26 protein-coding genes and 1 rRNA gene are annotated in these 24,641 nt (G+C 50.9%); 14 read left to right on the top strand and 13 right to left on the bottom strand.

Annotated elements, in window-relative coordinates; genetic code table 11:
- Nucleotides 1-63 (bottom strand): 16S ribosomal RNA (locus GMA8713_RS16515); the annotation flags it as partial.
- A 689-nt stretch (nt 64-752) separates the two neighbouring features.
- Between GMA8713_RS16515 and GMA8713_RS16510 the strand changes: the two genes are divergently transcribed.
- Entirely contained in the window at nt 753-1,298 is a 546-nt protein-coding gene (locus GMA8713_RS16510) for a gamma carbonic anhydrase family protein (RefSeq protein WP_062712313.1), read from the top strand.
- Here GMA8713_RS16510 and GMA8713_RS16505 read toward each other — a convergent pair.
- From GMA8713_RS16505 to tsaC, 4 genes are read right to left on the bottom strand one after another with little or no spacing between them, the layout of a single operon-like run.
- The gene (locus tag GMA8713_RS16505) at nt 1,295-1,558 is read right to left on the bottom strand and encodes a DUF1488 family protein (protein WP_062712312.1); all 264 of its coding nucleotides are present in this window, start codon (nt 1,556-1,558) and stop codon (nt 1,295-1,297) included. The two genes, GMA8713_RS16510 and GMA8713_RS16505, sit on opposite strands and share 4 nt — an antisense overlap.
- 11 nt (nt 1,559-1,569) lie before the next feature.
- Nucleotides 1,570-2,388: a shikimate dehydrogenase gene (aroE, locus tag GMA8713_RS16500; protein WP_062712311.1), complete on the bottom strand. Its 819-nt coding sequence runs from the start codon at nt 2,386-2,388 to the stop codon at nt 1,570-1,572.
- 18 nt (nt 2,389-2,406) lie between these two features.
- A complete protein-coding gene (hemF, locus tag GMA8713_RS16495) occupies nt 2,407-3,330 on the bottom strand; it encodes an oxygen-dependent coproporphyrinogen oxidase (protein WP_062712310.1) in 924 nt (307 codons plus the stop codon).
- 21 nt (nt 3,331-3,351) lie between these two features.
- The gene (gene tsaC, locus GMA8713_RS16490; RefSeq protein WP_062712309.1) at nt 3,352-3,909 is read right to left on the bottom strand and encodes an L-threonylcarbamoyladenylate synthase type 1 TsaC; all 558 of its coding nucleotides are present in this window, start codon (nt 3,907-3,909) and stop codon (nt 3,352-3,354) included.
- A gap of 231 nt (nt 3,910-4,140) precedes the next feature.
- On the opposite strand from tsaC, the gene purE reads away from it, so the two are divergent.
- The gene (gene purE, locus GMA8713_RS16485; protein ID WP_046302761.1) at nt 4,141-4,626 is read left to right on the top strand and encodes a 5-(carboxyamino)imidazole ribonucleotide mutase; all 486 of its coding nucleotides are present in this window, start codon (nt 4,141-4,143) and stop codon (nt 4,624-4,626) included.
- Between the two features lie 2 nt (nt 4,627-4,628).
- On the top strand, nt 4,629-5,765 hold the full coding sequence (locus GMA8713_RS16480; RefSeq protein WP_062712308.1) for a 5-(carboxyamino)imidazole ribonucleotide synthase: 1,137 nt from the start codon (nt 4,629-4,631) through the stop codon (nt 5,763-5,765).
- A gap of 77 nt (nt 5,766-5,842) precedes the next feature.
- On the opposite strand, the gene GMA8713_RS16475 is transcribed toward GMA8713_RS16480, so the two are convergent.
- The 4 genes from GMA8713_RS16475 to GMA8713_RS16460 are packed head-to-tail and all read right to left on the bottom strand — an operon-like array spanning nt 5,843 to nt 9,039.
- Complete coding sequence (locus GMA8713_RS16475; RefSeq protein WP_046302763.1) at nt 5,843-6,409, bottom strand: DNA topoisomerase family protein; 567 nt, start codon at nt 6,407-6,409, stop codon at nt 5,843-5,845.
- Nucleotides 6,410-6,426: 17 nt separating this feature from the next.
- Nucleotides 6,427-6,903 (bottom strand): DUF494 family protein, encoded by a 477-nt coding sequence (locus GMA8713_RS16470; RefSeq protein ID WP_062712307.1) that lies wholly within the window; start codon nt 6,901-6,903, stop codon nt 6,427-6,429.
- Nucleotides 6,904-6,905: 2 nt separating this feature from the next.
- Nucleotides 6,906-8,003, bottom strand: coding sequence for a DNA-processing protein DprA (dprA, locus tag GMA8713_RS16465; RefSeq protein ID WP_062712304.1), 1,098 nt, complete (start codon nt 8,001-8,003; stop codon nt 6,906-6,908).
- Between the two features lies 1 nt (nt 8,004).
- Nucleotides 8,005-9,039: a LysM peptidoglycan-binding domain-containing protein gene (locus GMA8713_RS16460; protein ID WP_062712302.1), complete on the bottom strand. Its 1,035-nt coding sequence runs from the start codon at nt 9,037-9,039 to the stop codon at nt 8,005-8,007.
- A gap of 120 nt (nt 9,040-9,159) precedes the next feature.
- On the opposite strand from GMA8713_RS16460, the gene def reads away from it, so the two are divergent.
- From def to GMA8713_RS16435, 5 genes are all read left to right on the top strand, one after another.
- A complete protein-coding gene (def, locus tag GMA8713_RS16455) occupies nt 9,160-9,672 on the top strand; it encodes a peptide deformylase (protein WP_002540849.1) in 513 nt (170 codons plus the stop codon).
- Between the two features lie 7 nt (nt 9,673-9,679).
- Nucleotides 9,680-10,624, top strand: a complete 945-nt coding sequence (fmt, locus tag GMA8713_RS16450; protein ID WP_062712300.1) for a methionyl-tRNA formyltransferase — start codon at nt 9,680-9,682, stop codon at nt 10,622-10,624.
- 69 nt (nt 10,625-10,693) lie between these two features.
- Entirely contained in the window at nt 10,694-11,971 is a 1,278-nt protein-coding gene (gene rsmB / locus GMA8713_RS16445; RefSeq protein ID WP_062712298.1) for a 16S rRNA (cytosine(967)-C(5))-methyltransferase RsmB, read from the top strand.
- Between the two features lie 72 nt (nt 11,972-12,043).
- The gene (gene trkA, locus GMA8713_RS16440; protein ID WP_062712296.1) at nt 12,044-13,420 is read left to right on the top strand and encodes a Trk system potassium transporter TrkA; all 1,377 of its coding nucleotides are present in this window, start codon (nt 12,044-12,046) and stop codon (nt 13,418-13,420) included.
- Between the two features lie 21 nt (nt 13,421-13,441).
- Nucleotides 13,442-14,887: a TrkH family potassium uptake protein gene (locus GMA8713_RS16435; protein ID WP_062712294.1), complete on the top strand. Its 1,446-nt coding sequence runs from the start codon at nt 13,442-13,444 to the stop codon at nt 14,885-14,887.
- Between the two features lie 14 nt (nt 14,888-14,901).
- Here the strand turns inward: GMA8713_RS16435 and trhA are convergent, their stop codons facing one another.
- Both trhA and GMA8713_RS16425 read right to left on the bottom strand, forming a co-directional pair.
- Nucleotides 14,902-15,558: a PAQR family membrane homeostasis protein TrhA gene (trhA, locus tag GMA8713_RS16430; protein WP_062712292.1), complete on the bottom strand. Its 657-nt coding sequence runs from the start codon at nt 15,556-15,558 to the stop codon at nt 14,902-14,904.
- Between the two features lie 83 nt (nt 15,559-15,641).
- On the bottom strand, nt 15,642-16,430 hold the full coding sequence (locus GMA8713_RS16425) for a sporulation protein (protein ID WP_062712289.1): 789 nt from the start codon (nt 16,428-16,430) through the stop codon (nt 15,642-15,644).
- Between the two features lie 158 nt (nt 16,431-16,588).
- Here GMA8713_RS16425 and GMA8713_RS16420 point away from each other — a divergent pair, with 158 nt between their 5' ends.
- From GMA8713_RS16420 to GMA8713_RS16395, 6 genes are all read left to right on the top strand, one after another.
- A complete protein-coding gene (locus tag GMA8713_RS16420; RefSeq protein ID WP_062712286.1) occupies nt 16,589-17,614 on the top strand; it encodes a GGDEF domain-containing protein in 1,026 nt (341 codons plus the stop codon).
- Nucleotides 17,615-17,840: 226 nt separating this feature from the next.
- A complete protein-coding gene (locus GMA8713_RS16415; protein ID WP_062712282.1) occupies nt 17,841-18,020 on the top strand; it encodes a hypothetical protein in 180 nt (59 codons plus the stop codon).
- Between the two features lie 103 nt (nt 18,021-18,123).
- Nucleotides 18,124-18,390: a YihD family protein gene (locus GMA8713_RS16410; RefSeq protein WP_062712279.1), complete on the top strand. Its 267-nt coding sequence runs from the start codon at nt 18,124-18,126 to the stop codon at nt 18,388-18,390.
- A 276-nt stretch (nt 18,391-18,666) separates the two neighbouring features.
- On the top strand, nt 18,667-20,094 hold the full coding sequence (ccoG, locus tag GMA8713_RS16405) for a cytochrome c oxidase accessory protein CcoG (RefSeq protein WP_062712277.1): 1,428 nt from the start codon (nt 18,667-18,669) through the stop codon (nt 20,092-20,094).
- Nucleotides 20,095-20,198: 104 nt separating this feature from the next.
- Nucleotides 20,199-21,185 (top strand): serine/threonine protein kinase, encoded by a 987-nt coding sequence (locus tag GMA8713_RS16400; RefSeq protein ID WP_062712274.1) that lies wholly within the window; start codon nt 20,199-20,201, stop codon nt 21,183-21,185.
- A 35-nt stretch (nt 21,186-21,220) separates the two neighbouring features.
- Complete coding sequence (locus tag GMA8713_RS16395) at nt 21,221-21,823, top strand: thiol:disulfide interchange protein DsbA/DsbL (RefSeq protein WP_062712271.1); 603 nt, start codon at nt 21,221-21,223, stop codon at nt 21,821-21,823.
- A 71-nt stretch (nt 21,824-21,894) separates the two neighbouring features.
- On the opposite strand, the gene yihG is transcribed toward GMA8713_RS16395, so the two are convergent.
- Nucleotides 21,895-22,818 carry a 1-acylglycerol-3-phosphate O-acyltransferase, YihG family gene (gene yihG, locus GMA8713_RS16390; protein WP_497707050.1) on the bottom strand — a complete coding sequence of 308 codons (924 nt, stop codon included), beginning with the start codon at nt 22,816-22,818 and terminating at the stop codon, nt 21,895-21,897.
- Nucleotides 22,819-22,929: 111 nt separating this feature from the next.
- A complete protein-coding gene (locus tag GMA8713_RS16385) occupies nt 22,930-24,456 on the bottom strand; it encodes a YifB family Mg chelatase-like AAA ATPase (protein WP_062712268.1) in 1,527 nt (508 codons plus the stop codon).
- Nucleotides 24,457-24,641 lie beyond the last annotated feature (185 nt).

The raw sequence follows: 24,641 nt of genomic DNA, 5'->3' as shown, positions 1-24,641 counted from the left end.
GACTTGCATGTGTTAGGCCTGCCGCCAGCGTTCAATCTGAGCCATGATCAAACTCTTCAATTAGAATTTTTTTGCCCTTCCTCACTTTGAAAAAGTGAACAAAGGCGGCTCGATGAAATACTGTTGTGTTCTAACCCCTCTCTACATAGTAAAGAAAGAGCAGAACGAATTGACTGTGCCGATAACTCCGAAGAGTTTTCGTTTGGTCACTCAGTAAACATCGATAAATCTTTTGTCTATCAACTACGAGTGCCCACACAGATTGCATAGGTCAAATTGTTAAAGAACGTTGACTTGAAGAAGCGTTGCTTCTCACCGTCAGGGCTGCGAATTTTACGCTGCCGGGCGATGAAGTCAAGAAGAAATTTTGAGATTTTTCAGCGTTGCTTTCGCAACCCTCAAAACACCTTGTTGACTTGCCTCTCGGGGTGAATTTCCCTTCGAAGCGGGCGGCCATTTTACTGATTCGAAACAGCGCGTCAAGCGTTTATTTCGACTCAATTTTTGAGGACTTCGCCGTACCGTCTTGAGTGGGCGTTTCCGCTGCGGGAGCCGCTCTCCGTGTCGGTGAGGCGGCATTATAGGGAGGTCTGAAATTCTGGCAAGGGCTTTTTTGAGGTTTTTTATGAAAAACGGTGCGTTCGATTACTTTTCGCCCAAAACGGCATTAAAGTGTATTGAAACGAACAAGAATTGCACTCTTTTCCGCATCAAGATAGTCTGTTTTCAATCATCCTTATTTGGAATTCTCTATGTCTTCTGTACTTCGCAGCTATAAAGGTATCTTTCCAACAGTAGGTGAACGCGTTTACCTCGACCCTTCTTCTGTATTGGTTGGCGATATTACTCTTGGTGATGACGCAAGCATTTGGCCTTTGGTTGCTGCCCGCGGTGACGTTAACCACATCCGTATCGGACAGCGGTCTAACATTCAGGATGGCTCTGTTCTTCATGTCACCCATAAGAATAAAGAAAATCCAGAAGGCTATCCGCTCATCATTGGTGATGACGTGACCGTCGGGCACAAAGTCATGCTGCATGGCTGCACCATCGGTAATAAAGTGCTGGTCGGTATGGGCGCGATTGTTCTTGATGGTGCTGTAATAGAAGATGAAATCATGGTGGGTGCGGGCAGTTTGGTCCCACCTGGCAAGCGTTTAGAGTCTGGTTTTCTCTATGTGGGCAGTCCGGTAAAACAAGCGCGCCCTTTGAAAGAAGCAGAACGCGCTTTTTTGCAGAAATCGTCTGATAACTATGTTGTCACGAAAAATGAGTACATCGCAGAGCTCGAAGGTTAACGCACCCAGATCTCACCGGACGCATTGAAGTCTTCCTCTTCAATGGCTTCTTCTGCTAACTCTTCCAGATCGAAGCGGTTCCCGGCAAACGCTGCCAGAATCGCTTCTTCTGTATTCAAAGCTACTCGCTCTCTCTTTTCCAGATCAACAATCGAGATAAAGCAAGCAATCAAAGAGCCTGCTTGCTGGGCTTCAAAGCGGACAGCGCATTTTTCAGTATCGACCTGTTGTAGGTCAGGGAAAAGGATGTTCTGGTTCATCTGCACTTCATCTATTCAGCAAGATTACGGCGAAGCTCTCTCAGTACCTGTCCAGTTCCTGGCCTGATACCTCGCCAAATCGTAAAACTCTCTGCAGCTTGTCCCACCAGCATACCCAATCCGTCAATCACACGGGCGGCACCGTTATCCAGAGCCCACTGGTTACTGCTGGTCACGACTGAACCATATACCATGTCGTAAACCACAGTTTGACTGCCAAACACAGTCGCTGAGATTTGTGGGTGTTCTCCTGAAAGGCTGGCAGATGTGGAATTCACCACCACATCAAACTCTCCTTCAAGCGATTCAAAGCTGGTTGCCGACACACTGCCGTTATCCGCAAATAGTGATGCCAGCATCTCGGCTTTACTGGCAGTCCGGTTGGCAATCACCAGTTGAGCGGGCTCGTGAGCCAGTAAGGGAAGGATCACTCCCCTCGCTGCGCCACCTGCACCAAGCAGTAAGATTTTAGCGCCTTCGAGTTGGACATGGTGACTCAGCAAATCCTGCACCAGACCTTCCCCGTCCGTGTTATCGCCGAGTATGCCGCCATCATCGAGCTTTTTCAGTGTGTTCACCGCCCCAGCGAGCTTAGCCCGCTCAGTCAGCATAGTGGCTAACTTAAACGCCTCTTCTTTAAAAGGCACAGTGACATTACATCCTTTGCCGCCACTGTTAAAAAAGGCAGTTACCGCTTCCTCAAAACCACCGATTGGTGCTTCGAGCGTTTCATAATTCATTGCCTGCGCAGTCTGGCGCGCAAACAAGGTGTGTATAAAAGGGGACTTACTGTGTGAGATCGGGTTGCCGACAACGACATATTTATCCACGACTTTGTTTTCCTTGAATTACCATTCCCTTGGTTTCAAAAACTCTTTGTAGAGCTTCTCTTCAGCAGATCCCTGCTCAGGCTCGAATCCATACTCCCAGCGCACCAGTGGTGGCATAGACATCAGGATTGATTCTGTCCGTCCGCCGCTTTGCAGACCAAACAGAGTGCCACGATCGTAGACAAGATTAAACTCAACATAACGCCCACGGCGATAAAGTTGGAATTCGCGCTCACGTTCACCGTAAGCGGTATCTTTGCGTTTCTGCACGATCGGGAGGTAAGCATCGAGGTAACCCTCACCCACGGCTTTTATGTACTCGAAAGACGCGTCGAATCCCCACTTGTTCAAATCATCGAAGAAAAGACCGCCGACACCACGGGTTTCGTTACGGTGAGGCAGGAAGAAATAACGATCACACCAGGCTTTGTGCTCAGCATAAACGTCAGGGCCAAAGGGTGCACAAATAGACTTCGCCATCTGGTGCCAGTGTACACAATCTTCTTCTACCGGATAGAAAGGCGTGAGATCGAAGCCACCACCAAACCACCAAACCGGGGCTTCCCCTTCTTTTTCGGCAATGAAGAAGCGGACATTGGCGTGGGAAGTCGGGACATTCGGGTTTTTCGGATGCACCACCAAAGACACCCCCATGGCCTCAAAGCCCCTGCCTGCCAGTTCAGGACGGTGCGCCGTCGCCGAGCCTGGCATTTTGTCCCCAAACACGTGGGAGAAGTTCACGCCAGCCTGCTCAAATACATTGCCATCGCGAAGCACCCGGCTTTTACCACCGCCGCCCGCGGGTCTTTCCCAGGCATCTTCCTCAAATGTCGCGCCGCCGTCTTCTTTTTCCAGCGCCGCACATATCGTGTCCTGCAACGACAGCAAAAAGTGCTTAACCGCCTCTTTATCAACCTGCTGAGGAAGGTTCTGATTCTCCACGTGATTTCCTTGTACTTTTATTTAGCCCTGACGAAGCACCTTACCAGAACGCGCATCTCGGATCTCGGTGGGCTTGTCACGTCCGCCAATTTTTCCTTCTAAAACATTCGGCACACGGCTACCCAATTGCTCTACCACTTCTGATACACTGCGACACGGCTCTTCACCGCTGAGGTTTGCACTGGTTGAAGTGATGGGTTTGCCATAAGAAAGACACAGCTCGCGGACATCCGGATGATCGGAAACGCGAACAGCGACAGTATCAAACTGCCCAGTCACCCAGTCGGTGATCTTCTTTCCCGCCGGCATGACCCATGTGACAGGTCCCGGCCAGGTTGCCAAAACATCGGCTTTTACCTCTTCGCTCAGGCTATCGAAGTCAATGTATCCGTCCAACTGGGAAAGCTCTGCCGCGATCAGAATGAGGCCTTTGGCCTTATCACGCTCTTTTACATCTAAAAGCGCCTGCACAGCGGCTGGGCTGTCCGGGTCACAACCCACACCAAATACCCCTTCGGTGGGATACGCGATAACTTCCCCGCGCGCCAACGCTGCCACGCATTGCTCAACATTCGCCAATGCTCTTCTCCTGCCTATACCCGAAAAATTCGGCTTACTATGACCAACTTTACCCGACGTTCTCAACACTTTTGTCATAAATCGAAACAGACTTTCTATCAGCCCCGTTTATATCAGGTATCCAAACAGCAGCAAACAGACTGACGCAAACGTTTTCCTTGCTGCTTTTTGCCGATATAATGCGCCCACTTTCCATGTTTCAGCGGTTAACGAGCATTTACAGGAGTTACTATGAAAGTCGGCATCATCATGGGTTCTAAGTCAGACTGGCCAACCATGAAAAACGCAGCAGATATGCTGGATCACTTCGGCGTTGCCTACGAAACCAAAGTGGTTTCCGCCCACCGCACTCCTGGCCTGCTCGCAGATTATGCCAGCGAAGCTGCTTCACGTGGCCTGAAAGTGATTATTGCCGGCGCAGGTGGCGCTGCTCACCTACCTGGGATGACCGCTGCATTTACCAGCCTTCCTGTACTGGGTGTACCGGTTCAGTCAAAAGCACTGAAAGGTATGGATTCGCTACTTTCTATCGTTCAAATGCCAAAAGGTGTGGCAGTCGGTACGCTGGCGATTGGTGATGCGGGTGCCGCGAATGCCGGCCTGCTTGCAGCGCAAATCTTGGCGACCAATGATGCAGAGCTGATGGCAAAAGTCGACGCTTTCCGTCAGAACCAAACAGACACCGTTCTCGCTAACCCTGACCCATCGGTAGATTAATCATGAATGTGCTGGTTCTCGGTGCCGGACAGCTGGCACGTATGATGGCGCTGGCAGGTGCCCCCCTAAACCTTAAGATTAGCGCGTACGATGTGCGAAGCGGCAACCTTGTACATCCGGTCACGCTGGAAGTACTTGGGCAAGGTCTGGAAAACGGGATTGCCGATGCCGACGTGATTACTGCCGAGTTTGAACACATCGCGCCGGACGTACTGGAAGTCTGTCAGGCCAGCGGTAAGTTCTACCCTGGTGAAACCGCCATCCTGACCGGTGGTGACCGCCGTCTGGAAAAAGCATTGCTGGATAAAGCAGGTGTAGCCAATGCCCGTTATCAGGTGATTGAATCGCGAGAAGATTATGACAAGGCAATCGCCAATATCGGCCTTCCACTCATCCTGAAAAGCGCCCTTGATGGCTATGATGGCAAAGGCCAGTGGCGCCTGAAGCCAGATTCAGATATTGAATCGGTGTGGCAGGATATCGACCAGTTCCTCAAAACCTCTCCGCAAGGCGCGCGTCAGTGTGTGATTGCCGAAGAATTTGTGCCATTTGACCGCGAAGTGTCATTAATCGGTGCGCGCAACGCCAAAGGCGATCTGGAGATTTACCCACTGACCGAGAACATCCACACCAACGGTATCTTAAGCGTGTCGGTGGCAGCTGGCGACAATGATGCAGTTCAGGCTCAGGCTGAAGCCATGTTTAAAGCGGTGGCAGATACACTGGATTATGTCGGCGTATTGGCGATTGAATTTTTTGATGTCGGCGGCAACCTCAAAGTGAACGAGATTGCGCCGCGCGTGCACAACTCCGGTCACTGGACACAACAAGGTGCTGAGGTCTGTCAGTTTGAGAACCACCTTCGCGCTGTCTGTGGCTTACCGCTTGGCAGTGCCAAGCGCATCCGTCCGACGGCGATGATCAACATCGTCGGTGAAGTGACTGTCCCGATGAATGTCGTGGGACTGGCGCATGTACATTGGTACGACAAAGCGCCGCGACCAGGCCGTAAAATTGGCCACATCAACCTGTGCGCAGAGAGTGCAAAGGCGTTGGGTGAAGCACTTCAGGAAGTTGCCAAACACTTGGACGACACTGAGTTTCCCGCCCTTCAAAGTGCCGCAGAAACATTAAGCTGAATGAGCCAAGCCCAAAACGAGAAAAGCCGCTGCTAGCGGCTTTTCTTTTTTCGAATACCAAGCAAGTTGACTTTAGGTCATTGCCCCTGTTTGTGCTGACACTTTTTATCCGCACAGACTTTCACGATGCCCGCCGCCAGTTTTTTCTCCAGCAGAAGCGGATATCCGCAAACCTCACAGTTGCCCTTAATAGGCTTAAGGTTCACGGCGAATTTGCATTTCGGGTAAGCGTCACACGCATAGAAGGCTTTACCAAAACGCGATTTCTTCTCGTGCAGTTTTCCTTTGCGGCACTCAGGACAGCTGATGTCCATAGTTTCCGCTTCAGGTTCTTGATCGCGCTTTTCGATATGTTGGCATTCCGGATACGCCGAACAGCCAATAAACATACCGAAGCGCCCTTGGCGGAGCACCAACTCGTTACCACATTCCGGGCACGGCATACCAAGCTCTTTCACTATGTGTCCGTCATTGTGGTTCAGTGACTCGATGAAATCACAAGCCGGGTAGCCAGTACATGCTTTGAAAGGGCCGCGTTTACTGTGCTTGATAACAAGAGCGCTGCCACATTTAGGGCAGCGCTCTTCATTTTCCAGCGCATGTTCATGGGCGCTGAACAGGGAATCGTCAATTTTTCCAGCCAAAACAGACCAGCCTCAAATCAGTGAAGGTATTCATCTTCCGCTGTGCTGTAGAGTAACTCTTCCATTTGATCGTACGCGCTCTCGTTGCCAGGCACATTAAACAGCACCATCAGGATCACCCATTTCAGATCTTCCAGCACAAATTCCTGCGTATCGAGCTCCATAACACGGTCAATCACCATTTCACGGGTTTCAGGGCTCAATACACTAATTTGCTCAAGGAAAGTCAGAAAACCTCGGCTCTCAGTATCCAGTCGATCCATCTCTTTCGGGGTGTAGATACGAACAGAAGTGAGCGCACCGCCAGTAAGGTATGGGGTTTTGTCGGCGTCTTGAAGTAACGCCAGCTTTTCAAGCCAGTTCAGCGCTTTGTATATATCGTCTTGATGAAATCCAGCTCTGGAGAGTTCATCAGCCAGTTCGTCCTGATCCACCATCAACTCAACATCGCTGTGGATATAGGTTTCAAACAGGTACATTAAGATGTCCATCATGGCTATCCCCTCCTCGTTCTGACATAACCACCGGGTACCGCTGTTACCAGCCCCTGTAGCTCAAGTTCTAACAACTGCATCATGATTTCGTGAACGGGTTCATCGCAGATCTCTGCAAGCACATCGACACATCTTGCTTCATTTCCTACGTTAGCTAACAGTTCAGGAAATGGCAATTCTTCTTGCAAAACTTGGGCCTGATCGACCTCCAACTGGTGGTTAATTGCGCAGCCAGCCAATGCGCCAACCTGCTCTAAAATGTCGTCTACCGACTCCACCAGAAAAGCACCCTGCTTTATCAAGCCGTTACTGCCTTTCGCATGTGGGTTATGGATAGAGCCCGGTAAAGCAAAGACATCCCGCCCTTGTTCAAGCGCCAGCCTGGCGGTGATCAGCGAACCACTCTTCATTGCCGCTTCCACCACCAGCACTCCTGTAGATAGACCGCTGATAATGCGATTTCGTCTCGGGAAAAATGCAGGTTTTGGCGGCGACCAGGGCCAAAGCTCTGACACCAGTGCGCCATTATCCCTGATATCGTCAGACAGTTGACGGTGTCTGGCAGGATAAATTTTCTCAAGCCCCGAGCCCAACACGGCAATGGTTTTCCCTTTGCCATCGAGTGCGCCGCGATGAGCACGGCCATCAATACCCAGCGCCAAACCGCTGGTCACGATGACATCGTGAGCGGCAAGCTCTTTAGCAAAAGCATGGGCCAGTGATAAGCCATCGTTGGATGCATGACGACTGCCAACCATCGCTAGTTGCGGCAGTGACAGTATATGGGGATCGCCGTCGACAAATAAAAGAGGGGGAGCACCGCTGATTTGCTTTAAGAGGTAAGGATAGCGGGAATCGGTCAGCGAGATGATATGCCTGCCTGGTGCTGATGCCCAGGTCAGGCATTTGTCGATAATGGAAAAGTCAGGTTGTCGCAGCGCCTGAATTTGAGCGGGCTTTAAGCCAAGTGCTGCTAGCTCGATGTCCTCCAGCTCGTCCAGTTTGTGCGGTGGGTACCGGCTGATGATCTTACTGACCGCCTGACTGCCGAGGCGGGGAACAGCGGCGAGCCTAAGCCACCAATCAAGCTCGCGAGACATCTTATCCTTCCGCTGCGATAACCGGCATATCCGCTTTCAGTGGCTTATCGGCTTCCACCACCATGGCAAGACTGAAGAAAGGATAGCTGCGGATAACCAATAAAGTGCCTGCCGATGTTGATGGCAAGACTTTCACCAGTTCGCCGCCACCGTTGTCGATATCGCTGTCGTAGAGCATCTCACCCTTAGTGCCTTTCATTGCCACACCCGGCACCACCACCGAAAGGGTATGCCCTTCATTTAGGCCGTCCTGTTCGCCCAGATCGACCACTACGATTTGACGGTGTCCAACATAGTTGCTGCCGTAAAGGTGTCCAACCATTCTGCCTTCAACACCCTCAGGTGCGGGTTTGGGGTGGAAAATCTCTCCGGTTTTCGCACCAAGTGCAGGCAATAGAATATCGTTAGGTTTGATTTCCTGATTTTGGTGGGTCAGCGTCATCTCAGCAATATCATCGAGCGAGCGCACCAGCTTGGCTTCCCCGACTTTCTTGAGGCTTATCATGCGAACCATCGCATCCCCCTTCTCCCGCTGGAAATCCGTCACAGTGCGGTAAATAAACCACTCTTCCGTGTCTAAAGACTTATCAACAAAAAACGGCGTGCGTTTAGAGATGTAACTCCATCCTTCCTGCGTGCCCAATACTCGCGGAGCGAGCAAATACTCACGCTCATGAATGAGGGTGTCATAGGTCAAGAACTGGCGCAGAACCGATGGCGAAGTGCTGTTGATAGGGGTTGAGTCGGTACGGTTAGCCCCTGCCGTATAAGAAAGCACAGGTTTGCCATCAAGCCAGCTCAGGCGAAGTTTGTCGCCCGGATAGATAAGATGAGGATTTTTGATTGCCGGATTGTGTTGCCAAAGCGTCGGCCAGTGCCAAGGTTTTTCAAGATACAGGCCCGCAATATCCCAAAGGGTATCGCCTTTTTTCACCGTATAGTTTTCAGGCGCATCAGCGCTCAAACGCACTTCTGACGCAGCTATCACGCCTGGCATCCCCAGCGCCAGACAAAAAATGATAAGCTTTTTAAACATCCCTTGTCTCCAAAAGCGTACTTTCGATTTGGATGCTGTCATTTGAATAGCAAAATGTCTAGAATTAGCCCAATTACCGAAGCCGGATACGGCGCAGTTCAACATATTTAAGAGACGTTTATGAGTGTATTGCAGGTTTTGACCTTCCCGGACGATCGCCTACGCACGGTGGCGAAACCGGTAGAGAGCGTCACACCAGAGATCCAGACCATTGTTGATGACATGCTGGAAACCATGTACGACGAAGAAGGCATTGGCCTTGCGGCGACTCAGGTCGACATCCACCAGCGCATCGTTGTGATTGATATTTCAGAAACCCGCGACGAGCCTATGGTGCTGATCAACCCGGAAATCATCGAGAAGCGCGGTGAAGACGGCATCGAAGAAGGCTGCTTGTCTGTTCCCGGCGCACGCGCGCTGGTGTCCCGCGCATCAGAAGTGACGGTTAAAGCACTGGATCGTGACGGCAACGAATACCAGTTCGAAGCGGATGACCTTCTGGCTATCTGTGTTCAGCACGAGCTGGACCACCTTGAAGGCAAACTGTTTGTTGATTACCTGTCGCCCCTGAAGCAACAGCGCATCAAACAGAAGCTGGAAAAAATCAAACGCGCCAACCAAAAAGCCAGCTGAGGTTTCCTTGAGCGACTCATTGAAAATCGTATTTGCCGGTACGCCGGATTTCGCCGCCCGTCATCTGGCGGCGTTGTTGTCTTCACACCATGAGGTGGTAGCAGTTTATACCCAGCCTGACCGTCCGGCGGGCCGTGGTAAGAAATTGACTGCCAGCCCAGTCAAGCTGCTGGCGCACGAACACAACATTCCTGTTTATCAGCCAGCAAGCCTGAAAGCAGAAGACGCGCAGCAAGAACTATCTGCCATTGGTGCGGACATCATGGTCGTAGTGGCTTATGGCCTGCTGCTACCTAAAGTGGTGCTAGACACACCTCGCCTCGGCTGTATCAATGTTCACGGCTCTATCCTGCCACGCTGGCGTGGCGCTGCGCCTATCCAGCGCTCAATCTGGGCGGGCGATGCAGAGACAGGCGTCACCATCATGCAGATGGATGAGGGGCTAGATACCGGCGATATGCTGAAAATCGCAACCCTGAACATCGACGCCAAAGAAACCAGTGCCACGCTTTATGAAAGATTGGCGGAAATGGGCCCTGAAGCCTTGGTGGAATGTCTGGGTGATATTGTTTCTGGCAAAGCCGTTGCTGAAAAACAGGACGATGAGCTTGCCAACTACGCGAGAAAGCTCAGCAAAGAAGAAGCTCAAATCGACTGGACCATGAGCGCCGACGCCATTGAACGTTGCATCCGCGCCTTTAACCCATGGCCGATGAGTCACTTCTCTGTGGCGGACAACAACATCAAAGTCTGGAATGCCGAGGTCGAAACAGAAGACAGCGGCAAAGCACCAGGCACCATTTTGTCTGCCGACAAGAAAGGTATCCGAGTGGCAACCGGAGAAGGCGTGTTGCGCCTGACATCCATCCAGCCACCGGGCAAAAAAGCCATGAGCGCGGCAGACATTCTGAACTCCCGCCGCGACTGGTTTGAACCTGGCACCCAACTGTAATTGAGAAGGCCAGCTTGCTGGCCTTTTTTAGTGGCTCGCATTCACGTGAGCAAACACTGAGGTATATTCATGAACGTTAGAGCTGTCGCTGCACAGGTTATTTATCAGGTTGTCGACCAAGGACAATCCCTGTCAGCCGCCCTGCCGCCTGCCCAACAAAAAGTCGCCCCGCGCGATGGCGCCCTGCTGCAGGAGATCTGCTACGGCGTGCTGCGCTGGCTGCCGCGTCTCGAATCCATCACCCAATCACTGATGGACAAGCCACTCAAAGGCAAGCAACGCGTTTTCCATCATTTGATTTTGGTCGGCCTGTACCAGCTCAACTACATGCGCATTCCAGCCCACGCGGCGGTCGCAGAAACCGTGAATGCCACCAAGGTGCTGAAAAAACCTCAACTCCGCGGCCTTATCAATGCCGTGTTACGTAATTACCAACGCAACCAGGAAGCTTTAGATGCCGCCGCTGTCGCGCACGACGCGGGTAAATACGGTCACCCTGGCTGGTTGCTGAAACTGCTACAAAAAGCCTATCCAAGTGATTGGGAACTGGTGGTTGAAGCCAACCATGAAAAGGCGCCAATGTGGCTGCGTGTTAACCGCACCCATCACACCCGCGATGCTTACAAAGCGCTTTTAGATGAAGCAGGCATTGAGACTGCAATACATCCTGAAGCGGACGATGCACTGAAACTGGCAACACCTTGTGATGTCACTGCCCTCCCTGGCTTTTCAGAGGGCTGGGTCTCGGTGCAGGACGCGGCGGCGCAGCTGTCGGTCAACTACCTTAAACCTCAGGCTGGTGAACTCATCCTTGATTGCTGCGCAGCGCCGGGGGGTAAAACCTGTCACATCCTGGAGCACGAACCAACTGCAAAAGTCGTGGCAATGGATGTGGACGCCACCCGTCTTACCCGCGTGGAAGAAAACCTCAAACGCCTGAAGCTCGACGCGCAGGTGATTTGTGGCGATGCCCGCACTCCGAGTGAGTGGTGGCAGGGAGAGCAGTTTGATCGTATTCTGCTCGACGCGCCTTGTTCAGCTACCGGTGTTATTCGCCGCCATCCGGATATTAAGTGGCTTCGCCGCGCCGACGACATCGATCAGTTAGTGTCGCTGCAGTCTGAAATTCTTGATGCAATGTGGGCGCAGCTGAAATCTGGTGGTACGCTGGTCTATGCGACTTGCTCGGTCACCCCGCAAGAAAACGCAGAGCAGGTGAAAGCTTTCCTCGCCCGCGCATCAGATGCAACATTGGAAACCGGCACACCTGAGCAACCGGGCCGACAAATCCTGCCAGGTCAGGAAAACATGGATGGGTTCTATTACGCCGTCCTCAAAAAAGCGTAATGGAGTCAGCGCGGGCAACAACCACTGCCCGCGATAACAATAAAAAATTGAACCGAGGTTCACGCAGACGTTATGAAAATCATCATCTTGGGGGCTGGACAGGTCGGTGGCACACTGGCTGAAAACTTGGTGGGCGAAAACAACGACATCACCATCGTCGATAAAGACCCCGAGCGACTCAGAGAGCTGCAGGACAAATATGATCTTCGTGTGGTGCAAGGCTACGCCAGCCACCCCACCACACTGCTGGAAGCCGGCGCACAGGATGCCGACATGCTGGTCGCGGTGACCAACTCCGACGAAACCAACATGATCGCCTGTCAGGTTGCTTTTACCCTCTACAACACGCCCAACCGTGTAGCCCGTATTCGAAGCCCGGAATACCTCGCCACTAAAGACCAATTATTCCAGACCGACGCTTGCCCGGTTGAATACCTGATTGCGCCGGAAGAGCTGGTGACCCAGTACATTCAGCGTCTGATTGAATACCCAGGTGCACTGCAGGTGGTGAACTTTGCCGATAACCGAGTCGGTCTGGTTGCGGTTAAGGCCTATTACGGTGGTCCGCTAGTGGGTAATGCTCTGTCAGCCCTTCGCGAACACATGCCACATGTCGATACCCGCGTGGCGGCGATTTTCCGTCGTGATCGCCCTATCCGTCCGCAAGGCACGACTATTATCGAGGCGGACGATGAAGTCTTCTTCGTGGCAGCAAGTAACCACATCCGCTCAGTGATGAGTGAACTTCAGCGCCTTGAGAAGCCTTACAAGCGCATCATGATTGTCGGCGGCGGTAACATTGGTGCCGGTCTTGCACGAAGCCTTGAACGTGCATACAGCGTGAAGCTGATTGAGCGCAACCCAAGACGAGCAGAGCAACTGTCAGAAATTCTCGAGAACACCATTGTATTCTGCGGTGATGCGGCGGATCAGGAGCTTCTGAGCGAAGAGCACATTGACCAGATTGATGTCTTCATTGCTGTGACCAATGAAGACGAAGCCAACATCATGTCTGCGATGTTGGCCAAACGTTTAGGTGCCAAGAAGGTGATGGTGCTTATCCAGCGGGGGGCTTACGTCGACTTGGTGCAGGGCGGTGTTATTGATATTGCAATATCTCCGCAGCAGGCGACCATTTCTGCTCTGCTGACCCACGTACGTAAAGCCGACATCGTGAACGTTTCTTCGCTGCGCCGCGGCGCAGCAGAAGCGATTGAAGCCATTGCACATGGTGATTCCAACACATCGAAAGTAGTAGGGCGTGCCATTGGCGACATTAAGTTGCCACCAGGTACCACCATCGGTGCGATTGTTAGGGAAGAGGAAGTCCTGATCGCCCACGATAAAACCGTTATTCAGCAGGACGATCACGTGGTGATGTTTCTGGTGGATAAGAAGTATATCCCGGACGTGGAAAGGCTGTTCCAGCCAAGTCCATTCTTCCTCTAAAGACAAAACGCATCACAGTGTATGGTTAACTTCAAACCGGTACTGTTCGTCATAGGGCTGGTCTTATCCAAGATCGCCCTATTTATGTATGTACCCACCCTAACTGCCTTTTTCACCGGTACCGCCGGCTTTCTCGACTTTAGTCTTTCGGTCATCATTACCCATGTCGCTGCGTTTGCTTGTCTGACGCTCGGGAAAACCGAGGACTTCCGGCTAAACGCCCGCGACATGTTTGTTATCACCACCATGGTGTGGCTAATTGCCAGTGCCTTTGCAGCGCTACCTTTTGTCTTCATTAACCACATCAGCTTTACCGACGCCTATTTTGAGACCATGTCCGGTATTACCACCACGGGTTCTACCGTACTAAGTGGCCTTGATAATATGGCGCCGTCGATTCTGCTTTGGCGCTCCATACTGCAGTGGCTCGGTGGTGTTGGGTTTATCGTGATGGGCGTCGCCATCTTGCCGTTTTTGAACGTCGGTGGTATGCGCCTGTTCCAGACCGAGTCTTCCGATTGGTCCGCAAAATCCAGCCCACGTACCAAAAACGTTGCCATCAGTATCATGAAGGTTTATGTCTCACTGTCAGCACTCTGTTTTGTCGCCTACTGGCTGACAGGCATGACGGCGTTTGAAGCGGTAAACCACGCCATGACAACGTTATCGACCGGCGGCTACTCCACCTCAGACAGCTCAATGAACCATTTCAGTCATGCCGCGCACTGGGTCGCCACCTTGTTTATGTTCGCCGGTGGCCTGCCATTTCTTCTGATGATTAACGCACTGCGCCGACGGGAGCCCAGCATGCTGGTGAACGATGCACAGGTGCGAGGCTTTACCTATCTGGTACTGGCAACGGCGTTGATGGTGGCAATCTGGCTGGTACTGACCAAAGACTATGGAGTGATGGACGCAGTGAGAGTTTCGCTGTTTAACATTGTCTCCGTGGTAACAACCACTGGCTTTGGACTGGATGACTTTACCGCGTGGGGACCTTTCGCGTCGGTGATTTTTGCTTTTATGCTGATCGCTGGTGGCTGCTCAGGCTCAACCTCAGGCGGCGCAAAAATATTCCGCTTCCAAATTGCACTCGCCTTGCTGAAAAAACAAATCCAGCAACTGGTGCATCCTTCAGGCGTTTTCATCCAGCGCTACAATGGACGCCCGGTCAACGAAGACATCGTGCGCTCTGTGGTGGCATTCGCCATTACCTACATTATGACCATACTGGTGGTTGCGATGGTACTGGCCGCCACCGGGCTTGATGGTATCACTAGCCTGACAGGGGCAATGACTGCGGTAGCTAACGTGGGGCCAGGCATGGGCACTATGATTGGGCCAACAGGAAATTTTGCCGGATTATCTGATACTGCCAAATGGGTGCTCAGCATCGGCATGTTGATGGGACGGTTGGAAATTCTGACTGTACTGGTTTTACTGTTTCCGGTTTTCTGGCGCGACTAAGCGCGCCAGTTCACTCATACGGGCTGCACGTACCAGTAAATAGCCAGGAAGTGCAGCACCGTGCCGCCCAGCACAAACAGGTGCCAGATAGCATGGTTGTAAGGAATACTTTGCTTCACATAGAAAATCACGCCCAGCGAATACACCAAGCCGCCCAAGCCCAACAATACCATGCCGGCTGTCGGCATCACCTGCGCCAACTGATAAACCACTACCAGAGACAACCAACCCATTGCCAGATAAGTCGCCAGTGACAACGATTTAAACCGGTACACGAAGGCAATTTTCAGGATCACCCCGACCAGTGCTATACCCCAAATCAACGCCATTACCCAGTTTGCCAGCGGCGTTCTGAGACTTATCAGCATAAAAGGCGTGTAGGTGCCCGCGATGAGCAGATAGATGGCGCAGTGGTCGAACGTTTTGAGTGCGCGCTTCGCACCGTCAAAGGGAATCGCATGGTAGAGCGTGGATGCCAGATAAAGCAGGATGATACTGGCGCCATACACACTGTAGCTGGCAATACTGAGCGCGTCGGCATGCTCACCGACGGCTTTCACGAGCAGCATGACTAAAGCCACGATGCCAAAAATCACACCCAGGCCATGGCTGACGCTGCTGGCAATTTCTTCTTTCACCGAATATTGAGACGCAGAAGCCGCTGTTGTCATGCGACAGTCTCCTTAATTGCTAACGCATTTGAGAGGTCCAGCGGCGAGTATGACACATTTAAGCGTACACGTGTAAGCTTAAATTATTGCGAGATTTGCTCTAGCAACGTTTTAACCTCAGCAGCGACTTCCTCAGCGCTTCCTGTGACGGTTAGCTCACGGGAAAGCTTGTTGGCTCCGACAAATCGCCCTACTGCTGCCCCAATACCTTCACCCTGTCGTCCAAAGGTCATCGCAAGATGAAGGGAGCCATCAGATCTTGTCGCTACCAGCGTCATGTCCCTGAACACGGATTGATAAGGCTCCAAAACTGGCGCCCACTCGAACTGCTGCTCAAAGGGTATGGGCTGTCGCTCGACTTCTTCGTTTTTTACTTTTTCAATGCGAAAGCCTGAATCCTCAAGCGCGGAGAAAGCCGCATCTAATTGGGTATCCGGTTTCACCGTCAACTCGGTTTTCGATAAGGTGTCTTTACCCATCGGAATATCGAGGTTCACTTCAAGCCAAATTTTGCCATCCCCCATCGACAAAGGCGCATTCAGTGGAAGGCCCATGGTTGACTCAAAGCGCTGAGATTTACCCGGCTCAGAGGTAAATGCGTCCGGAAGAAACCACTTTGCCAAAACATGGGTTTTACGACGACGCTGCTTCTTTCTGCCTTGTTCGCCTTGGGTTCTGAGCTCTTCCCATCCCATGTAGTCACAGCAAACCTTGAGTTCAACCGCATCCACCTGTTGGACAACATCTCCGCCTGTTACCGTCACCAACACCTTGGTTTGCTCACCCTGCATCAAAGTTGTGGAATCCAGTTCAACGCTGACTTCTGCGCTGCCAAAACCCACTTTCGCCAACGTTTTTTTCAACCACCCCATGTTTTTCAGTCCTTATTTTTGCATACAGGCAATCAACGAAGTCTAGACACCAAACAATGACTAAGCTGTCACAGCAACGCGCTAAATTCAGTCTAAGATTATTAGACTGGTAACGTACGGCGGTCTTGCCTCGAAAAATGACGGAGAATAAGTCAGCCATGTCAAAAGAGATTTTTGCGCAAAGTTCTGGATATTTGAAGAAAGTTGTTCCCCTTCTAATGAAGTACCAAGTTCCCGCAACACCACCTAATTACGCACTTTGGTACACCTACGTCGCTAATGCCGATATCGAACTTTCCAAAAAGATTGATGAATCCATAAAAGAAATAGGGACGTTAAGTCCCACACTCAGTGAAGAGCTGTACAACGATCATGTCGCTGACGAGAAGGTGAAAGATGTCGACGAGTTCCAGCGCGGACTTCAAGCGCTGGCCCTTGAAATGAGTAACACTATGGAAGATACGCTCAAAGATACCGCCACTTTCCAAAGCACATTAGACAAGACTTTCTCCCAACTTGCCCGTGTTGGTGAAGAAGCCCTGTCGATGGAAGAAACCGTTGCCGTGGTCAGAAAAGCCGTGAAAAGCTCCAATGAACTGCGTCAGTCGACTAATTTCTTTAAAAGCCAGTTAGCTGATGCGCAAGAAGAGATATCCCGACTTAAGGAAACACTACAGCAGGCCAACGAAGATGCGCTTCACGATGCACTCACGGGTATCTACAACCGTCGCGCCTTTGATACCGAGTTAGAGTCTTTGGCTACCAGTCCGCCACCGAAAGGCTTCAGTCTGTTACTTTGTGATTTGGACCACTTTAAAAGTTTCAATGATACCTACGGCCATTTGATGGGTGATCAGGTGTTAAAACTCACCGCTAGGCGCCTCTCTGATTATTGCCGTGACGGAATACATGCTTACCGTTATGGTGGGGAAGAGTTTGCCTTGCTTGTACCCAACCGCCCACTGAGTGGCGGATGCCGCGTTGCTGAAACCATCCGAGCCACCATCGATAAACTTGCGATTAAAGATAAGAAAACCGGCAAGAAACTCGACAGTATCTCGGTCTCTATCGGTGTCGCTGAATATGAAAAAGGCGAGAGTATCCGAAACCTCATCAGCCGTGCCGACGCTCAGTTATACGAGGCCAAAAACTTGGGTAGAAACCGTGTCATGCCCGTGACATAAGGGCGAGACAATTAAGTGTAAAGGTGAGTTTACTCCGCTTTTTTTCTACGCGAATTATTTTTCCCGCTGCTGCTTTTTTCGGCAATTCTTTCCTGTTATTATCCGCGCAAATTCGCACTTCGCGAACCCCAGAGTGAACACGCAGTAAGGCTAGCAGCCATCGGAAACCCTGACGCCACTCTGTAAGAGAACCCTGTCATGGATGCGCAGCCAATGAGAACCTTAAATGCGCCCTGTTACTGTCCGTCCTGTTCGTGTTACCCGCACTCCTTCCCGCATGCGCGCTCACTTTTTTGCGCCAGCGTTCAAAAGCAAAACCAACACTGACCTGAAAGGTACTCCAGATCTGACCCTGGTGCGCCCAACACCTGTCATGGTTGAAATGACAGAAGGTGAGGCGGCTTAATTGACCCTTGCTGTGATTGGTCTGCCCGTCTGAATCTGTTACTGTAAGCAGATAAGTCACATAAAAAGTAAGGCCAAAATCCGGCCAGTTGGAGTCTTCAAAAATGAAATGTCATCGCATTAATGAACTTATCGAACTGCTTCATCCTGAGTGGCAGAAAGAGCCTGAACTGAACCTGCTCCAAATGATCGTTAAGTTAGCTGAGGAAGCCGGCTACGAAGGTAAACTAAAAGACCTGACCGATGACGTGCTGATTTATCATCTGAAAATGCGTAACAGCCAGAAAGATGACATGATCCCAGGTCTTGCAAAAGACTGCGAAGATGACTTCAAAACGGCGATTCTGCGCGCACGTGGCATTATCAACTAACGACTGCGCAATAAACCAGACATAAAGGCGAAGCTTCAGGCTTCGCTTTTTTATTTTCAAAACAATTGGCTGTTACACTTCAGTGGTGTGATTGCCCGGTTATTTTCCCACCATACGCACAGAATTCGTCTCTCCTCCTCAGATATAATCTGGCGTCTATGATTGAAGTGATAGTTAACTATCAAAGTGTTGAGTGTTAATCGATGAAAGGCACTGACAATGTATCAGTGTCAGCAATGTTCGGGAAATCCCGATAGCCCAAGGAATGCAGCTGTCATGAGCAAGGATAAAATTGAAGTCAAAGACGTTACCCCAAAAGAGTACAACCCTAAAACCCATAAAACGAGTGGCGATCGTTTCAACCCAGGTAACCGCATCTACGTGCGGGCAATGAGTGGGGTATTCCAGAAGCTGCGCCGTAAGATGGGCTGGTTCTTTATGCTGTTGTTCGTGCTGACGCCATGGATCCCATATGGCGATCGCCAGGCGATCCTGATTGATATCGGCAAACAGCAATTCAACTTCTTCGGCACCACACTTTGGCCTCAGGATCTTACCCTGCTTGCCACCCTGTTTATGATCGCCGCCTTCGGTCTTTTCTTTATCACCACCTTTTTAGGGCGGGTCTGGTGTGGGTATCTCTGCCCGCAAACAGTTTGGACGTTTATCTACATCTGGTTCGAGGAAAAGCTCGAAGGTACGGCCAACAAACGAAAGAAGCAGGACTCACTACCAATCACGAAAGAGTTATTCCTTCGAAAAACGGCTAAACATATCTGCTGGTTTGCCGTCGCGCTCCTCACCGGTCTCACATTCGTTGGCTACTTTGTGCCGGTCAAAGAGCTCTTCATTGATTTCTTTACCTTCAACAGCAGTTTCTGGGTCGCCTTCTGGGTGCTGTTTTTCAGTGTCTGTACATACGGAAACGCAGGCTGGATGCGCTCTATCATGTGTATTCACATGTGCCCTTACGCACGTTTCCAGTCAGCTATGTTCGACAAAGACACCTTTATCGTTGGTTACGACCAGAAACGCGGAGAAGCACGAGGCCCAAGACCACGGAAAAAAGATCCAAAAGAGCTGGGCCTTGGTGATTGTATCGATTGCAACCTGTGTGTTCAGGTCTGCCCGACAGGCATCGATATCCGTGATGGCCTGCAATATGAGTGCATCAACTGTGGCGCCTGTATTGATGCCTGTGACGAGACCATGAACAAAATGAACTATGCCAAAGGCCTCATCAGCTACACCACTGAGCACAAACTTGAAGGCCATAAAGTCGATGTCGTCAGACCTAAGCTGATTGGCTATGGAATTGTGATGGTGGCCATGCTGGGGTTGTTTGTCATGCTGTTTTCCGCGGTGCAACCAATGGGATTGGACGTTATCCGTGACCGCACACAGCTGTTCAAAACCAACAGTGAAGGCCTGATAGAGAACACCTACACACTGAAAATTCTCAACAAAACCCAATCACCGGAAACCTACTCGCTCACCGTGAAAGGTTTGGATGGTGTGGAATGGTATGGCAAGCAAGAAGTCACTCTGACCGCAGGTGAGATCTTCACCCTACCAATCAGCCTGGGGGTTGACCCCTATGAGCTGAGCACGCCGGTGGCCAATATCACCTTCGTGCTGGAGCGCCAATCGGGGGACGATAAGAAAATCATCGAAACAGAAAGCCGCTTTATCAGTAAGATGTAGCGCACTTTCCCGAAAAAACGGACGCCACCTGAGCGTCCGTTTTTTATCTTCGGCGGCAAACTCTGCTACCATCACAACCCACACACCTTAACCTAGCCAACTCTATGAGCGACGCCCAATTTAGCTATGAACATCTCACGCCAGACACCTTGCTCAATGCATTGGAGTCGGTTGGTATTCGCCCGGAATCAGGCCTGCTGGCATTGAACAGCTACGAAAACCGGGTCTATCAGTTTCAGGATGAAGAGCGCCGTCGATTGGTGACCAAGTTTTACCGTCCACAGCGCTGGAGCCGAGAGCAAATCCTCGAAGAGCACGCCTTTGCCGATGATCTCGAGCAGGCTGAAATTCCCGTCGCTGCACCTATGAAAATCGACGGAGAAACTCTGTTCAACTTCGAAGGCTATCAGTTTGCGGTTTTCCCAAGCGTCGGCGGCAGAACGTTCGAAGTGGACAACTGGGATCAGCTTGAAATGGTGGGTCGCTTTTTAGGTCGTATCCACAAAGTCGGCGCCAGTAAACCCTTTGTACACCGCCCGACCATTGGTCTGGATGAATACCTCTTCACGCCACGAAAAGCGCTGGAAAATTCTAGCTTCATCCCAATGCATCTCGAAAATGCCTTTTTTGCAGATCTGGACCGCCTGATCAGCGTATTGAAGGACCGCTGGAATCCAGATGTGAGCACCCTGCGTTTGCACGGTGACTGTCATCCCAGCAACATTCTCTGGCGCGATGGCCCCATGTTCGTGGACTTGGACGATGCCAGAAACGGTCCGGCGATTCAGGATATCTGGATGCTGCTCAACGGTGACCGACACGATCAGCTGGCACAGATCGATACCATTTCCGAGGCATATTCAGAATTTCACGATTTTCCCGCCAATGAGTTGCAACTTATTGAACCATTGCGCGGTCTGAGAATGGTGCATTACATGGCATGGCTGGCAAAACGCTGGGAAGATCCTGCATTTCCGCGTGCATTCCCATGGTTTGCTGAGGCAAAATACTGGGAAAATCAGGTACTCGCCTTTAAAGAACAATTGGCCGCCCTTGAAGAACCGCCACTCACACTGGTTCCTCAATGGTAAGCAGCCATGAATAACACTCAGGGAGAAAAGACGTTATGTTGAAAAAAATGTTGGCTGTAGCTGCAGCAGCAATGTTGGCCTTTTCGGCGCAGGCAGCGCGCTTCAACGCGGGTGAAGACTACCAGGTGCTGGATCTACCAAAGAGCGATACACCCAGTGTGGTTGAGTTTTTCTCATTTTATTGCCCACACTGCTTTAAAAGCGAACCACTGATGCAAGAGCTGAAGAAGAACATTCCAGATAATGCTAGCTTCACCAAAAACCATGTGTCATTTATGGGTGGCAATATGGGGAAAGCTCTGAGCAAAGCCTATGCAACCGCAGTGATGCTGGATGTGGAAGACAAAGTTGTGCCTGTAATTTTCAACCGTATCCACCTGATGCAGAAGCCACCACGCAATGAAGAAGAGCTTCGCCAGATGTTTATCGATGAGGGCGTGGACGCAGACAACTTTGACGGCACGTTCAATAGTTTTGCAGCGAATGGTATGGCAAACCGTTTCGATAAAGCGTTTCAGGAATCAGGCCTTCGTGGCGTGCCGGCACTGATCGTAAATGGCAAATACCACGTGACGCCAAAAACAGTGAAGACCAAAGAAGATTACTTCGCGCTGGTTAACTTCTTGCTGACACAGTAAGAGCTAACAACATGAAAAAAGGGCCATCAGGCCCTTTTTTGTTATCTATGACTTTTTTCAACTTTAACTTTCTAAACCGCGGTTTTCCGTCGCTCTGGGATTTCCACTTCAGGCTGCTCATCCCCATAGATTCCATCTAGTCTGACATCTTTCTCTTCCCAAACATCATTGAGCCACTGATGGAAGCGGCGCTTGAACACTTTGTCGTTGAAGTAATCGCCTTTGACGTTTTCATCCACGGGTAGTGTGTCGATGCGCACCACAATCTTTTTCATTTTGCCGCTCAGTAAATCCCTAAAAGGCAAATGACGGTTATCCGGATACGCCAACGTGACATTGATGATGGCGTCAAACTGATCGCCCATTGCGCCCAAAGTGTAAGCAATGCCGCCGGTTTTAGGAGGCAGTAGGTTGTTATATGGCGATCGAGTCTGACATTTCTTGTCATCGGTAAATCGGGTGCCTTCAACAAAGTTCACGACCGTGGTTGGAGTGTAGCGGAAGCGCTCACAGGATTTTCGGGTGGTTTCCAGATCACTGCCGCGCTTTTCAGGATGCTTTAACAGGTACTCGCGCGAATAGCGCTTCATGAATGGCATATCAACCGCCCAGCAAGCCATGCCGAGAAAAGGGACGTACAGCAACTGCTGTTTGAGGAAAAACTTCGCCATCGGAATGCGGTTTCTGAATACTGAAAAAATCACCACGATGTCCGTCCAACTGAGATGATTACAGATCAGCAAGTACCACCCATCTTTTTTCAGGGTCTCTCCTCCCTGAATGTCCCACTCAACATCAGAAGTGAAACTCAGTAGTTTATGGTTTCCGGTCGCCCACGCCCACATCATACCGTTGCAAAGTCGGGTTACGCACCGTTGCAAAGCCGGAATGGGTAACAACATTTTGATCAGGGCAAAACAGCAGATCAGCACTGACCAAAACGCAGTATTCAAGCAGACCAGAAAGGCGTTCAGATAAAGTAACAATGTCTCGATCTCGCGTTATATTCACTGAGTTATCATTCAATGGTCATAATACGACGCAGAAATAAAAAACACCATTCAGTTACAAGTGGTCACATCAGTCTATCCATGTCACTGACTGGGCTAACTCGCCAGTGATGTCAGCTGTTTAAGAAGCCTATCCATCGAGCGGTATCCCAACGCCTCGGCCAAATGACCACGCTGAATATTTGCCTCGCCGGACAAATCCGCAATGGTACGTGCCACTTTGATAATCCGGTGATATGCGCGGATAGACAGCCCTAATCGATGCAGTGCCGTTTCCAGAAAATCCGCGTCTGCTTTATCGAGCGGACAGTAGGTTTCAATCTCTCGACTGGAAAGCAAACTGTTTACCTTGCCAGATCGTGCGAGCATCACCGCTCTTGCTCTTTCTACCCGCGCTTTAATCACTTCTGTCGGATCGCCGCGATCGCCGCCTTCCGTTAACGTACCTCGCGGCAGTGCGGGGATTTCAATCGAAAGATCAAAGCGGTCAAGAAACGGACCTGATAAACGGTTGAGATAGCGAAGTGTCGCCTGTGGATTGGAGCGCGCCAACTGGCCTTCATAGTGTCCGGTCGGACTGGGGTTGAGTGCACCAATAAGCTGGAAGCGCGCAGGAAAACAGGTTTTACCGTTTGCACGGGAAATAACCACCTCACCAGATTCAAGAGGCTCACGCAGTGAATCCAACACCTTTCTTTCAAACTCAGGCATTTCATCGAGAAAAAGTAAGCCATTGTGCGCCAGCGATATTTCACCCGGTTTCGGGGTGCTACCACCGCCCACCAATGCGGCCATTGAACTGGAATGGTGTGGGGTGCGAAAAGGCCGTTTGCGCCAGTTACCCTCGTGCAATGGCTTTTCTGTCAGGGAAGTGATCGCCGCAGTTTCGAGCGCTTCTTTGTCACTCATTGGTGGCAACAGATCGGCCATACGTGAAGCCAGCATGGTTTTTCCGGTTCCAGGCGGGCCAAGGAACAAAAGGTTATGAGAGCCTGCTGCCGCAATCTCCAGCGCGCGCTTTCCTTGCTGCTGGCCGATAATGTCCTGCATACAGCGCCCAACGGTATTTGGCGTTACTTCGTCATCTTCAGGTTCTTTGAGCATCAGGCTGCCCTGTCCGCTTAGGTGACGGCAAACAGAAATCAGATCCGGCGCGGATACATGAATATCCCGACCCACCAGCGCCACCTGTCCACCATTTTCATCTGGCACCACCAAACTTCTCTTCGCTTCTCGGCACGCCACGGCAGCAGGCAAAGTGCCTTTTACTGCGCGTAGCTGGCCGGAAAGGGCCAACTCTCCTGCAAATTCATGACTATCGAGCTTGGTCATCGGAATTTGACCGGAAGCAGCCAAAATGCCGAGCGCGATGGGTAAATCAAACCGACCCCCTTCTTTAGGTAAATCCGCTGGGGCAAGATTGACTGTGATGCGTCTTGCGGGAAATTCAAAGCCCGAGTTCACAATGGCGCTGCGCACCCTGTCCCGCGCTTCTTTGACCGTGGTTTCGGCAAGGCCAACTAGCGTGAACGCAGGTAACCCATTGCTGATATGGACTTCGACTGTCACCTGTGGCGCTTCGACACCAACACAGGCGCGACTATGGATAATGGCAAGATTCATAGGGCGTAATCAGTAACTATTTAACTATCAATAAGTTATTTGCATAAACCATTAGTATTACTGCATTACGAAGCATAAATTGGAAATTCGAGCCACTTTTTGCTTGTCATGCGACAGAAGTCTGTGATACCACTATGAGCAGACAACAACTGTGCAAACAAACGTTGACATAAACATACAGCGCC

This window comes from Grimontia marina, assembly GCF_900060185.1.
Classification (GTDB): Bacteria; Pseudomonadota; Gammaproteobacteria; order Enterobacterales; family Vibrionaceae; genus Enterovibrio; species Enterovibrio marinus.
The sequence above is the reverse complement of the archived record's forward strand: the minus strand, read 5'-3'. Positions and strand labels throughout refer to the sequence as shown.

Excerpts from the sequence above, each read along its gene's own strand:
- GMA8713_RS16510 (WP_062712313.1), top strand. The coding sequence starts at position 753 with ATGTCTTCTGTACTTCGCAGCTATAAAGGTATCTTTCCAACAGTAGGT.
- GMA8713_RS16505 (WP_062712312.1), bottom strand. The coding sequence starts at position 1,558 with ATGAACCAGAACATCCTTTTCCCTGACCTACAACAGGTCGATACTGAA.
- purE (WP_046302761.1), top strand. The coding sequence starts at position 4,141 with ATGAAAGTCGGCATCATCATGGGTTCTAAGTCAGACTGGCCAACCATG.
- GMA8713_RS16480 (WP_062712308.1), top strand. The coding sequence starts at position 4,629 with ATGAATGTGCTGGTTCTCGGTGCCGGACAGCTGGCACGTATGATGGCG.
- GMA8713_RS16470 (WP_062712307.1), bottom strand. The coding sequence starts at position 6,903 with ATGATGGACATCTTAATGTACCTGTTTGAAACCTATATCCACAGCGAT.
- dprA (WP_062712304.1), bottom strand. The coding sequence starts at position 8,003 with ATGTCTCGCGAGCTTGATTGGTGGCTTAGGCTCGCCGCTGTTCCCCGC.
- GMA8713_RS16460 (WP_062712302.1), bottom strand. The coding sequence starts at position 9,039 with ATGTTTAAAAAGCTTATCATTTTTTGTCTGGCGCTGGGGATGCCAGGC.
- def (WP_002540849.1), top strand. The coding sequence starts at position 9,160 with ATGAGTGTATTGCAGGTTTTGACCTTCCCGGACGATCGCCTACGCACG.
- rsmB (WP_062712298.1), top strand. The coding sequence starts at position 10,694 with ATGAACGTTAGAGCTGTCGCTGCACAGGTTATTTATCAGGTTGTCGAC.
- trkA (WP_062712296.1), top strand. The coding sequence starts at position 12,044 with ATGAAAATCATCATCTTGGGGGCTGGACAGGTCGGTGGCACACTGGCT.
- GMA8713_RS16435 (WP_062712294.1), top strand. The coding sequence starts at position 13,442 with ATGGTTAACTTCAAACCGGTACTGTTCGTCATAGGGCTGGTCTTATCC.
- trhA (WP_062712292.1), bottom strand. The coding sequence starts at position 15,558 with ATGACAACAGCGGCTTCTGCGTCTCAATATTCGGTGAAAGAAGAAATT.
- GMA8713_RS16425 (WP_062712289.1), bottom strand. The coding sequence starts at position 16,430 with ATGGGGTGGTTGAAAAAAACGTTGGCGAAAGTGGGTTTTGGCAGCGCA.
- GMA8713_RS16420 (WP_062712286.1), top strand. The coding sequence starts at position 16,589 with ATGTCAAAAGAGATTTTTGCGCAAAGTTCTGGATATTTGAAGAAAGTT.
- GMA8713_RS16415 (WP_062712282.1), top strand. The coding sequence starts at position 17,841 with ATGCGCCCTGTTACTGTCCGTCCTGTTCGTGTTACCCGCACTCCTTCC.
- GMA8713_RS16410 (WP_062712279.1), top strand. The coding sequence starts at position 18,124 with ATGAAATGTCATCGCATTAATGAACTTATCGAACTGCTTCATCCTGAG.
- ccoG (WP_062712277.1), top strand. The coding sequence starts at position 18,667 with ATGAGCAAGGATAAAATTGAAGTCAAAGACGTTACCCCAAAAGAGTAC.
- GMA8713_RS16400 (WP_062712274.1), top strand. The coding sequence starts at position 20,199 with ATGAGCGACGCCCAATTTAGCTATGAACATCTCACGCCAGACACCTTG.
- GMA8713_RS16395 (WP_062712271.1), top strand. The coding sequence starts at position 21,221 with ATGTTGAAAAAAATGTTGGCTGTAGCTGCAGCAGCAATGTTGGCCTTT.
- GMA8713_RS16385 (WP_062712268.1), bottom strand. The coding sequence starts at position 24,456 with ATGAATCTTGCCATTATCCATAGTCGCGCCTGTGTTGGTGTCGAAGCG.